The organism is Actinokineospora xionganensis, from assembly GCF_014323725.1.
In the GTDB taxonomy this organism is placed as follows: domain Bacteria; phylum Actinomycetota; class Actinomycetes; order Mycobacteriales; family Pseudonocardiaceae; genus Actinokineospora; species Actinokineospora xionganensis.
In genome coordinates, this window is sequence record NZ_JABVED010000012.1 from 176,942 (window position 1) to 188,086 (window position 11,145).

The 11,145-nt window shown below is 68.5% G+C and carries 12 protein-coding genes and 2 tRNA genes; 5 read left to right on the top strand and 9 right to left on the bottom strand.

What is annotated here, in order from left to right:
* The 6 genes from GPZ80_RS21500 to GPZ80_RS21525 all read right to left on the bottom strand — a co-directional run bounded on the left by GPZ80_RS21500 (position 1) and on the right by GPZ80_RS21525 (position 6,057).
* Positions 1–609, bottom strand: a complete 609-nt coding sequence (locus GPZ80_RS21500) for an RBBP9/YdeN family alpha/beta hydrolase (RefSeq protein ID WP_187222777.1) — start codon at positions 607–609, stop codon at positions 1–3.
* 1 nt (position 610) lies between these two features.
* A complete protein-coding gene (gene clpX, locus GPZ80_RS21505; protein WP_187222779.1) occupies positions 611–1,912 on the bottom strand; it encodes an ATP-dependent Clp protease ATP-binding subunit ClpX in 1,302 nt (433 codons plus the stop codon).
* A 279-nt stretch (positions 1,913–2,191) separates the two neighbouring features.
* Positions 2,192–2,812: an ATP-dependent Clp protease proteolytic subunit gene (locus tag GPZ80_RS21510; protein WP_187222857.1), complete on the bottom strand. Its 621-nt coding sequence runs from the start codon at positions 2,810–2,812 to the stop codon at positions 2,192–2,194.
* A gap of 56 nt (positions 2,813–2,868) precedes the next feature.
* The gene (locus GPZ80_RS21515; protein WP_187222781.1) at positions 2,869–3,477 is read right to left on the bottom strand and encodes an ATP-dependent Clp protease proteolytic subunit; all 609 of its coding nucleotides are present in this window, start codon (positions 3,475–3,477) and stop codon (positions 2,869–2,871) included.
* A 125-nt stretch (positions 3,478–3,602) separates the two neighbouring features.
* A complete protein-coding gene (gene tig / locus GPZ80_RS21520; RefSeq protein WP_187222783.1) occupies positions 3,603–4,961 on the bottom strand; it encodes a trigger factor in 1,359 nt (452 codons plus the stop codon).
* A 73-nt stretch (positions 4,962–5,034) separates the two neighbouring features.
* Positions 5,035–6,057: an LLM class flavin-dependent oxidoreductase gene (locus tag GPZ80_RS21525; protein WP_187222785.1), complete on the bottom strand. Its 1,023-nt coding sequence runs from the start codon at positions 6,055–6,057 to the stop codon at positions 5,035–5,037.
* A gap of 148 nt (positions 6,058–6,205) precedes the next feature.
* Between GPZ80_RS21525 and GPZ80_RS21530 the strand changes: the two genes are divergently transcribed.
* Entirely contained in the window at positions 6,206–6,598 is a 393-nt protein-coding gene (locus GPZ80_RS21530) for an SCO5389 family protein (RefSeq protein WP_091372685.1), read from the top strand.
* Between the two features lie 115 nt (positions 6,599–6,713).
* Here GPZ80_RS21530 and GPZ80_RS21535 read toward each other — a convergent pair.
* Positions 6,714–6,787, bottom strand: a tRNA-Pro gene (locus tag GPZ80_RS21535).
* Positions 6,788–6,853: 66 nt separating this feature from the next.
* On the opposite strand from GPZ80_RS21535, the gene GPZ80_RS21540 reads away from it, so the two are divergent.
* From GPZ80_RS21540 to GPZ80_RS21555, 4 genes are all read left to right on the top strand, one after another.
* Positions 6,854–6,924: transfer RNA gene (locus GPZ80_RS21540), tRNA-Gly, on the top strand.
* Between the two features lie 181 nt (positions 6,925–7,105).
* Positions 7,106–7,540 carry an NUDIX hydrolase gene (locus tag GPZ80_RS21545; protein ID WP_187222787.1) on the top strand — a complete coding sequence of 145 codons (435 nt, stop codon included), beginning with the start codon at positions 7,106–7,108 and terminating at the stop codon, positions 7,538–7,540.
* A gap of 52 nt (positions 7,541–7,592) precedes the next feature.
* On the top strand, positions 7,593–8,816 hold the full coding sequence (locus tag GPZ80_RS21550) for a GNAT family N-acetyltransferase (protein WP_187222789.1): 1,224 nt from the start codon (positions 7,593–7,595) through the stop codon (positions 8,814–8,816).
* Between the two features lie 79 nt (positions 8,817–8,895).
* Positions 8,896–9,672: a hypothetical protein gene (locus tag GPZ80_RS21555; protein WP_187222791.1), complete on the top strand. Its 777-nt coding sequence runs from the start codon at positions 8,896–8,898 to the stop codon at positions 9,670–9,672.
* Between the two features lie 172 nt (positions 9,673–9,844).
* On the opposite strand, the gene GPZ80_RS21560 is transcribed toward GPZ80_RS21555, so the two are convergent.
* Both GPZ80_RS21560 and GPZ80_RS21565 read right to left on the bottom strand, forming a co-directional pair.
* On the bottom strand, positions 9,845–10,654 hold the full coding sequence (locus GPZ80_RS21560; protein WP_187222793.1) for an Fpg/Nei family DNA glycosylase: 810 nt from the start codon (positions 10,652–10,654) through the stop codon (positions 9,845–9,847).
* On the bottom strand, positions 10,654–11,121 hold the full coding sequence (locus GPZ80_RS21565; RefSeq protein WP_187222795.1) for a ribose-5-phosphate isomerase: 468 nt from the start codon (positions 11,119–11,121) through the stop codon (positions 10,654–10,656). The genes GPZ80_RS21560 and GPZ80_RS21565 overlap by 1 nt, the downstream gene beginning before the upstream one ends.
* Positions 11,122–11,145: the final 24 nt, after the last annotated feature.

The following is an 11,145-nucleotide window of genomic DNA, read 5'->3' on the forward strand; positions in this document are numbered from 1 at the left end:
TCAAGAGGCGGGTTCTACGGCGGTGAGGCGGGTGTGGCGGTTGCGGACCCATTCCAACACCGACGGCCACGGGCCGTACCCGGTCCTCGTGTCCAAAGCGCCGCCCGCTGGGATTACGTCCAGGTCGATCTTGAGTTCCGCCGCCATCTTCACGGCTTCGTCCACCGGTAGGCACTCGTCGTTCTCGCCGGTGGCCAACTGGGTCCAACTGGCCGCGCGGCGGATGCCTGCTGGGTCCAGCGGGACCGGGGTGAAGCCTCGGACGTCCGGGGCGTGCCAGGAGTCGCCGGGTGGGGCTACCAGCAGGACGTTGTCCACCCTCAGCGAGTGGTCGTCCAGCGGCGTCCGGGCGGCGTGATGAAGCCAAAGCGCGGCGCCGACGCCCTGCGCTATGACGACGACCTTGGTGTCAGCGGGCGCGGCTTCGAGGTGGTGTTTCAGTTCGCCCAGCCACGTGTCGAGACACGGGTGGTCGGGTTCGCTGAACACCGGGACCTCGACCGACGCGCCCGCGTCGGCCAGTTCGTGTGCGAGCCAGCCCTGCCAGTGGCCGCGGCCCGACCCGGTGAGGCCGTGCAGCAGCAGGACATAGGGCCAGTCGCCGCCCATGTCAGGCGGACTTCTCGCGGCGCTCCCGTCGGGAAGGTTGGCGGGAGACGATGGTCGGGTTGACGTTCTCGCGGACCGTCTGCTCGGTGATGACGACCTTGGCGACGTCCGTGCGGCTCGGGATGTCATACATCACCGACTGCAGGACCTCCTCCATGATCGCGCGCAGGCCTCGGGCGCCCGTGCCGCGCAGGATCGCCTGGTCGGCGACCGCCTCAAGCGCGGTGGGGGTGAACTCGAGTTCGACGCCGTCCATCTCGAAGAGCTTCTGGTACTGCTTGACCAGCGCGTTTCGCGGCGCGGTCAGGATCTGGACCAGCGACTCCTTGTCGAGGTTGGTGACGCTGGCCAGGACCGGCAGACGCCCGATGAACTCGGGGATCAGGCCGAACTTGATCAGGTCTTCCGGCATCGTGTCGGAGAAGAAGTCCGCGTTGTCGATGTCGGCCTTCGAGCGGATCTCCGCGCCGAAGCCCAGGCCGCGCTTGCCCACCCGGTCCTGGATGATCCGCTCCAGGCCCGCGAAGGCGCCCGCCACGATGAACAGCACGTTCGTCGTGTCGATCTGGATGAACTCCTGGTGCGGGTGCTTGCGGCCGCCCTGCGGCGGGACGCTGGCGGTGGTGCCCTCGAGGATCTTCAGCAGCGCCTGCTGCACGCCCTCGCCGGACACATCGCGGGTGATCGACGGGTTCTCGCTCTTGCGGGCGATCTTGTCGACCTCGTCGATGTAGATGATGCCGGTCTCGGCGCGCTTGACGTCGTAGTCCGCGGCCTGGATCAGCTTGAGCAGGATGTTCTCGACATCCTCGCCCACGTAGCCCGCCTCGGTCAGCGCCGTGGCGTCGGCGATGGCGAACGGGACGTTCAGCAGCTTCGCCAGCGTCTGGGCCAGGTAGGTCTTGCCGCAGCCGGTGGGGCCGAGCATGAGGATGTTGGACTTCGCCAGCTCGACGGTGTCCTCGCGCGACTCCCGGCCCTCACGGCCCTCGGGACGGGCACGGTCGCCCGCCTGGATGCGCTTGTAGTGGTTGTAGACCGCCACGGCCAGCGAGCGCTTGGCGTCGTCCTGGCCGATGACGTAGCTGTCGAGGAAGTCGTGGATCTCGGCAGGCTTGGGGAGCTCATCGAGTTTGACGTCGCCGGCCTCGGCCAGCTCCTCTTCGATGATCTCGTTGCACAGGTCTATGCACTCGTCACAGATGTAGACGCCGGGGCCGGCGATGAGCTTCTTCACCTGCTTCTGGCTCTTTCCGCAGAAAGAACACTTGAGCAGGTCTCCGCCGTCACCGATACGTGCCATGACCGCTGACCTTTGTCCCCTCCGGCCCACTCAGGTGAGTGCGCCTGCTGTGTGGCGTCCGCGCCTGGGAACCCCCCGCACCTCGGGTTCGTTCACCCGATATGCGGGCCCATGCCCGTCCGTTGCCCTCGACGGTACCTGCCAACCCCCGCGGAGCGGGAGATCCCGCACCCGGCGCGGCCGATTCCGATCGAAAGTCCTAGCTATCTACGGTAAGCCCAGAAGGCCCCGCGTGTCGGTCACTTTCGTGCTGAATTCGTCCGCGCCGGGTCGAAAGGTCTAGCTCTTGGCCGACAGCTTGCGGTACGGCAGGACCTCATCGATGATGCCGTAGTCCTTCGCCTCGGCCGCGGTGAGGATCTTGTCGCGCTCGATGTCGGAGCGGACCTGGGCCTCGTCCTTGCCGGTGTGGCGGGCCAGGGTGATCTCCAGCAGCTGGCGCACGCGCTGGATCTCGGCGGCCTGGATCTCCAGGTCGGAGACCTGACCGTAGACACCCTCGGTCGAGGGCTGGTGGATCATCACGCGGGCGTTGGGCAGCGCGAACCGCTTGCCCGGGGTGCCCGCCGCCAGCAGGACCGCCGCCGCCGAGGCCGCCTGGCCCAGGCAGAACGTCTGGATGTCGGGACGGACGTACTGCATGGTGTCGTAGATGGCCATCAGCGAGGTGAACGAGCCACCCGGGGAGTTGATGTACATCGTGATGTCCCGGTCGGGGTCGGCCGACTCCAGGTAGATCAGCTGCGCCATGACGTCGTTGGCCGACGCGTCGTCGATCTGCACGCCGAGGAAGATGACCCGCTCTTCGAACAGCTTGTTGTACGGGTTGGACTCCTTGACCCCGTAGCTCGTGCGCTCGACGAACGACGGCAGCACGTAGCGGGACTGGGGAAGCTGCATTCCACTCACAAGTAGCTCCTGTCTTGGCTCATCAGCCGTGGCACGCGGCGAGGCCGTCAGTTGGTGTTGGGGGCCTGCGTCGCGCGGGACACCACGTGGTCGATGAAGCCGTACTCCTTGGCCTCCTCGGCCGTGAACCAACGGTCACGGTCGGCGTCGGCGGTGATCTTCTCGACGGTCTGACCCGTCTGCTCCGCGGTGATGAGCGCCATCTCGTGCTTCCACTTCGCGTAGACCTGCGCACGGATCGCGATGTCGGACGCGGTGCCGCCGACACCCGCGGACGGCTGGTGCATCATGATCCGCGCGTGCTTCAGGGCGTAGCGCTTGCCCGGGGTGCCCGAGGCGAGCAGGAACTGGCCCATGGACGCCGCCAGGCCCATACCCCAGGTCGCCACGTCGGGCTCGATGAGTTCCATCGTGTCGTAGATCGCCATGCCCGCGGTGACCGATCCACCCGGCGAGTTGATGTAGAAGGTGATGTCCTTCTCGGGGTCCTCGGCCGCGAGCAGCAGCAGCTGCGCGGTGATCCGGTTGGCGATGTCGTCATCGACCTCGGAGCCGAGGAAGACGATGCGCTCACGGAGCAGCCGCTCGTACACCGAGTCGTTCAGGTTGAGCCCCGCGGTGGCGGACCGCATGTGGGGCGAGAGGTGCTGCGTCACGTCTGCCTGCCTTCTCCCAAATTCATACGAACCAGTGATCTCGTAACCGACACTAACGAAGGCGGGCGGCGCCGACTTCCCGACACCGCCCACTTTCGCTCAGAGCGTCAAAGCTATTTCCTCGGCTACTCGGCCGCGGCCACCTCGGGGGCGGGCGCATCCTCGACCTTGCCGAAGAGCTCTTCCAGATCGACCTTGTTGCCCGAGGCGTCGGTCACCGTGGCCTGGCGCACGACCGAGGCAAGCGCCTTTCCTCGGCGCACGTCGGCGAAGATGGCGCCGAGCTGGCCGGACTGCTGCGCGCGCTGGACGTACTCGTCCGGGCTCACGCCGAAGCGCTGCGCCTGGTAGATGATCCGCTCGGTCAGCTCGCCGTCGTTGACCTGGACCTGCTCGGACTCGGCGATCGAGTCCAGGATGAGCTGGGTCCGGACCGCCTTCTCGGCGTCGGCGCGGACCTCGGTGTCGAAGTCCTCGCGGGTCTGGTCCTGGGTGGCCAGGAACTCGTTGAGCTTGTCCTGGTCGTGGTCGAACGAGTGCACCGCGTCGTGCTGGCGGGAGTCGACCTCGGCCTCGACGACCTTCTCCGGCAGCGGCACATCGACGGTCTCGAGCAGAGCCTCAAGGACCTTGTCGCGGGCCTGCACGCCCTGCTGCATCTTCTTGACCCGGGTGAGGCGCTCGCGCAGGTCGGCGCGGAGCTCCTCGATGGTGTCGAACTCGCTGGCCAGCTGGGCGAAGTCGTCGTCGGCCGCGGGCAGCTCCCGCACCTTGACCGACTGCACGGTGACCGCGACGTCGGCTTCCTTGCCCGCGAACTCGCCCGCGACCAGGGTGGTGGTGAAGTGCTTGGTCTCTCCGACGGCCGCGCCGAGCAGGGCCTCGTCGATGCCTTCGATCAGCTCGCCGGAGCCGACCTCATAGGACAGGCCGCTCGTCTTGGCCTCGTCGACGTCCTTGCCGTCGACGGTGGCCGACAGGTCGATGGAGACGAAGTCGCCGGTCTCGACGGGACGGTCGGCGCCGGTCAGGGTGCCGAAGCGGGCGCGCAGCTCGTCGAGCTGCTCGTCGACCTCGCTGTCCGCGAGCTCCAGGTCGTCCACGGTGACCGCGAACTCGCCGAAGGCGGGGATGGTGAGGTCGGGGCGGACGTCGACCTCGGCGGTGAAGGCGAGGTGGTCGCCGTCCTCGAGCTTGGTGACCTCGATGTCCGGCTGACCGAGCGCCTTCACCTCACCGGCGGTGAGGGCTTCCATGTACTTGGCCGGGATGGCCTCGTTGACGACCTCGTCGAGGATCGGCGCGCGCCCGATGCGCGACTCGATAACCCTGGCGGGAGCCTTGCCCGGACGGAAGCCCGGGATGCGGACCTGGCTGGCGAGCTTGCGGTATGCGCGGTCGAAGTTCGGCTTGAGCTCGTCGAACGGCACCTCGACGTTGATCCGTACCCGCGTCGGGCTCAGGTGCTCGACGGTGCTCTTCAACGTGATCTCCTTGACGACTGTGACAGCTGATGCGTCCCGGGCACGAAACGGCGGCCGGGGTCGATCCCCGAGTCTAGGCGAGCTTGCCCAGGTCGGAGACGGCCGGGGTGCGCAGTGCGGGCAGCACCTCGACGCCGAGGCGTTCGACGGTCTTCAGGGTGCGCTCCGGATCACCGGTCGCCTCCACCATCGCGATGACGTGCCCGATCCCGGTTCGGCGCGCACTGCGGTCTAAAACTTCCGCGCAGTACAACGGGTCTCCCACCGGGTGCAGGTCGCACAGCAGCCGCGCGTAGGTCTCGGGATCGCGGCCCGTGCGGGGCCGGTCGTCGACCGGCACGTGCGCGGCGAGGCCCGCGCGGAGCCAGCCGGGCATGGCGGCCATGACCTCGGCCACGGCCTGCTCGCGGCTCTCGGCGATGTGGGCGACGACGGCGGACACGTGCGGGGCGTCCCGGGGGCCGCCGGACTGCCGGTAGCGCTCGACCATGGCCCGCTTGTCGTCGTCGCCGATGTGCATCCCGAGGAGCATCGGCAGGCCGCGGGCGGCGGCGAGGTCGACGGTCGCGGGAGACGTGGCGGCGACGGTGAGCGGCGGGTGCGGTCTGGTCGTCGGCGCCGGGACGACCGGGACCTCCCGGAAGGGCAACCAGCGATCCCCGGAGACCGCGGGGCCGGTCATTGTCCGGAGCAGCAGATCGAGGCCGTCTGCGAAGCCCTCTTCGTAGCGGGGCAGGCCCGCCTGGAAGACCTCCAGGTCGACAAGCGGGCTGCCGCGGCCGACGCCCAGACGAAAGCGGCCCGCGGACAGGGCGTCGAGCAGCAGGGTCCGCTCCCCCAGCGCGACCGGGTGGGCGGTGCTGAGCACGCTCACGGCGGTGCCCACGGCGATCCGAGTCGTCGCGCCCAGCGCGTGCGCGGCGAAGGTCAGCGCGTCCGGGCACGTGCCGTAGGGCATGAAGTGGTGCTCGGCGATCCACGCGCTGTCGAACCCGACGTGTTCGGCGGCCAGGATCGCGCGATGGGCACAGTCGAGTGATTCGTGGTCGCTCTGGTGGGGGAAGCGGGGGGCGAGGATGAACAGTCCGAAGATCACCCCTCATGGCTCTACCTGGCGCGTGTGCCGGTGGATACCGGCGTCCGGGTGACCCGATTTGACCCGAATCGGTGATGTTGATCAGGTTCTCTTGTTCAGCGTTCAAGTCGCCGGTAGGGAGGGAGGGACCGCACTACTTGGAGGTTCGATGTCTCTCGATGTGCCCGCCGACCTGCTGGCCGCCGCCGAACGTGGCCCTGTCGCCGACGCCGAGTTCGTGGAGTGCGTGCGCACCTCACTTCCGTACGCCTGGGAGGTGATCTCGTCGGTCGCGGACGGGTTGTCGAAGAGTGTGGACGGGTTCGCCGACCACGAGGTCCCGCCGCCGAGTGAGGCCGAGCGCGGACAGCTGCTGCGGGCTCTGGCGTCCGACTCGATCCGGGGTGGGCTGGAGCGCCACTTCGGGATGAAGCTGGCCTTCCAGAACTGCCACCGGGTCGGCGGCTTCGCCCCGTCGGCGGTGGACAGCGAGCGCTACCGGGCCTTCATCTCGCCGCGCGGCCAACTGCTGAACCAGTCCCCGGAACTCCGGGACTGCTAGACCTCGGGAGGCTCCCTCGTCCAGCGGGACGAGGGAGCCGAGGGAAGCGGTGGATCGGGGATGACCACCGCTTCGGCGGCAAAAGGCCCCGTCACCAGTGGAGACGGGGCCTTCGTCGGGATGACAGGATTTGAACCTGCGACCCTCCGCTCCCAAAGCGGATGCGCTACCAAGCTGCGCCACATCCCGGGGTCGTGCGCGATCAGCTTAGCCGTACCGCTAAGCTGGTCATCGTTGCCGGGTCGCCCGGCACGTGCGGGCGTAGCTCAATGGTAGAGCCCTAGTCTTCCAAACTAGCTACGCGGGTTCGATTCCCGTCGCCCGCTCGTTTCGGTGGCGGTGAGGTCCTCGTGGATCTTGCCGCCACTTCCTTATGGGGCACCATTTCCCGATACTTCGTGGCAATATTTTTCGCGAGTGTCATGCACCACATCCAGTTGGGTGATATAGGCCCTCATTCGGTGCCAGGTCATGGCGTTCCCATGATCGACTCGGTATCCAGTAGCTATGTCGCAATCCGGCTACCACTTCATTCAGGACGTGCCATCGGCTCAGCGCACTGTCGTCGCGACGAGCACCGTCGTGTTCGACGACGCCGGGCTGCTGCTGATGCTCAGTCGCCGGGATTCCTCCGGCTCCGTCAGATATCACCTTCCGCAGGGCCCGGCGTTCTCGGGCGAGTCGGTCGTGTACGCCGCGAGCCGGGTTGTCGCGGAGGCGACCGGGGTGGATATCGAGATCACCGGGTTGGTCGGGATCTACGACGATCCGTCGTCGGCCGAGCAACTCGCGCTTTGTTTCCGGGGCAGGCCGGTGGGCGGCAGGCTCGGCGCGGACGCGGTGTGGGTCGAGCCGGAGCGGCTCGACGAGTTGGATGTGCCAGTGTCCGTTCGCCGTCGGGTCGAGCACGGGCTCGACGTGAGCGAGCCGTTCTTCGCCTGACAGCAGGGAAATCCTGTGGCGCGGTGGGCGCGTTCGGCGTAGACACCAAGGTGTGGCCAACGACGACTACTCCGTTCGCAAGCTGACCGCAGACGATCTCCCGGAGTTCTCCCGGGTGATCGTCAAGGCCTTCCTCTCCGACGACGATTTCGACAGCGTGGTGGAAGCCGAGCGCACGGTGTTCGAGCCGGAGCGGGCGACCGGGGTGGTCGCCGACGGGCGACTCGCCGGTGTCGGGCAGATCCTCACGCGATCGGTCTGTGTGCCGGGTCGGGGGCAGACACCGGTCGGTGGGGTCACCTCTGTCGGCGTGGCGGTAGATCATCGCAGGCGCGGTGTGTTGACCAGGCTCATGCGCGAGCAACTGCACGGCATGCACGAGTCGGGCGCGGAGCCGATCGCGGCGCTGTGGGCCAGCGAGGCCGCGATCTACGGACGGTTCGGCTACGGCCTGGCCACCGACTACATCCGGCATGAGATCACCGCGAAGACCCCCTTCCGGCCAGGCGTGGATCTTGGCGACGACCGGGTGCGCGAGGTGGCGCGGGATGAGGCGATGCCGCTGATCCGGCCGATTTACGACCGGTACGCGGCGGGCCGGGTCGGGGCGATGGGTCGCGGGGACGGGAACTGGGATTACCACTACCTCGACCTTCCGTACGCGCGTCGAGGCATGTCGTCGCTACGGTTCGCGGTGCACCCGGACGGTTACGTCGCCTACCGGGTGCGCGGTGGATGGTCGGACCGTGGGCCTGATGGCCGCGTGGTCGTGCGTGACTTCGTGGCGACCACGCCGCAGGCCTACGCGTCGATCATCCGGCACCTGCTGGACATCGACCTCGTCGGACAGGTGGAGATCAACGGCGGCGTCGACGAGCCGCTGGCGCTGCTCCTGCAGACACCCCGGGCCGCGCTGTGCCACCGGTTCGACGGTCTGTACATGCGGCTCGTGGACTTAGACCGGGCGTTGTGCGCACGTGGGTATGCGAGCGCGGTGGATGTCGTCCTGGACGTGGCCGACGAGTTCTGCCCGTGGAACGCGGGCCGCTGGCGGTTCACTGTGGACACCGACGGCACGGCGGAGGTCACGCGCGACACCGGTTCGCCCGATGTGTCCACGAGCTCCGCCGATCTCGCGGCGGCCTTCCTGGGCGGCACGCGGATCGCCACCCTGGCGGCGGCCGGCCGGGTCCGGGAGCACACGCCGGGCACGGTGGCGGCGCTGTCGACGGCGTTCCTGGCCGAGCGGCCGCCCGCGTGCCTTGAGGTGTTCTGAGCGGCACCGCGGGAACCCCGGCGGTACCGTCCGGCGTTGAGCCTTGTGAGACGCGTTCAAGGCCACCTGGAGGGTCGCGATGACCGAATCGACCGTGTTGCTGCTGCTCATCGTCGTGGTCGTGGCGGTCGCGCTGTTCTCCATGCGTGGCCGCGCGGGCGCGCGCCGCACCCAGCTGGAAGACGCCCAGGCCGACGCCCGGCGCTGGGTGGAGCGCCTCGGCGGGCAGGTGATGAACCTGACCGGCACCAACGAGCCGTCGAAGCAGGCGATGGCGGACGCCTCCGAGCGGTACACGGCGGCCGGGTCGCAGATGGAGCAGGCGAAGACGGTCGAGCAGTGTCGGCTGGTCACGAAGACGGCTTTGGAAGGCTTGTACTACGTCCGCGCCGCTCGCGGGGCCATGGGGCTCGACCCGGGGCCGGAGCTGCCGGTGGACCCGGAGGCTCAGCGCGCTGGGCAGGTCACCGAGGACCGGCGGGTGAGTGTGGAGGGGCACGACTACGAGGCCTCTCCGGCGCCTGGGCGGAACACACCGCACTACTTTCCGGGTGGGCGTGTGGTCGGGCGGCCGGTGCCTCAGGGCTGGTACAGCGAGCCCTGGTGGAAGCCCGCGTTGGTGGCGGGAGCTTGGGGCATGGGCTCGGTGTTGCTGTTCAGCGCGATGTTCTCCGGCATGGCTGGGATCGCGGGGGCTCAGGCGTGGGAGTCGGGGTATGACGCTGGGCAGGAGGACGCCATGGGTGGAGGCGGCGAGGGTGACATGGGCGGCGATGCCGGTGGGGACATGGGCGGCGACTTCGGTGGCGGCGACATGGGCGGCTTCGGCGACATGGGCGGCGGCTTCGACTTCTAGCCCGCGAGTCGCCCGTTCCCGACACTGAGTTCACCGTTCAGGACACCGAGTTCTCGTTTCGCGGCAGCCAACTGTCTGTGATCGCATCTGCCTCAGGGCAGTCGGACGTCGCGAACTGCGAACTCATCGTCCTGAACGGTGAACTCAGTGTCGGGAACGGGCGACTCGCGGGTTAGGTGGGTTGGCAGGTGGGGCACCAGAAGAGGTTCCGGGCGGCCAGGACCTTGGCTGCAACTTCTGTCCCACACACCAGGCACGGTTGGCCTGCGCGGCGGTAGACGTAGACCTCGCCGCCATGGCGGTCCTTGCGCGGGGCCCGGCCGGTGGCCTTGGGGAGGTCCTCGTCGCGGACCGTGTCGATTCGGTTGCGGCGGACGCCTTGGCGCATCAGGGTGACCAGGTCCGACCACATGTCTGTCCACAGTGCACGGTCCAGGGACCGGCCCGGGGTCATCGGGTGGAGGCCGTGGCGGAAGAGGAGTTCCGCTCGGTAGACGTTGCCGATGCCGGCGATCACCGACTGGTCCATCAGCGCCACCGCGACCGGGGTGCGTGAGCGGGAGATCCGGTCCCAAGCCTTGTCCGGGTTCGCGTCGCGGCGCAGGGGGTCTGGGCCCAGGCGGTCGCGGAGGGCCCTCACCTCGGCGCGGGTCAGGATCTCGCAGGTGTTGGGGCCACGAAGATCAGCCCAGTGCGTGGCGCCGACAAGGCGCAGGCGCACTTGACCCACCGGGGGCGGCGCCGGAACCATCGCGCCGTCGAACGTTCCGTACAGCCCGAGGTGGACGTGCACGATCGTCTCGGGTCCGTAGACGTGGAACAGGTGCTTGCCGTGGGCTTCGGCCCGGACAAGGACGTGTCCGTCCACAAGGGACGCTCCGGCGGCGAAGCGCCCCTGTGGACTCGACACCTCGACCGGCGCACCGGCGAACTGCTTCTGGTGCGCCCGTGCGAGGCGGTGCAGCGTGTGGCCCTCGGGCACTACGGCAGGACGGGCGGCTCGCCGGTCCGCTCGTAGTCGTCGAGCAGGCCGATGCGACGGGCGTGGCGCTCGTCGGTCGAGAACGGCGTCGCGAGGAACGCCTCGACGATCGCCGTGGCCTCCTCGGTGCTGTGCTGACGCGCGCCGAGGCCGATGACCTGGGCGTTGTTGTGCTCGCGGCACAGCTTCGCGATGTCGACGCTCCAGGCCAGGGCCGCGCGGCAGCCCTTGACCTTGTTCGCCGCGATCTGCTCGCCGTTGCCGGACCCGCCGATCACCACGCCGAGGCTGCCCTCGTCGGCGACAACGCGTCGGGCGGTCTCAATGCAGAACGGCGGATAGTCGTCCTGCGCGTCGTACTCATGCGGACCGACGTCGGTGACGTCGTGCCCGGCGGCGGTGAGGTGGTCGATGAGGTGGGCCTTCAGCTCGAAGCCCGCATGGTCTGAACCCAGGTAGACACGCACGGGCGGAAGTGTGCCATCCCGTCA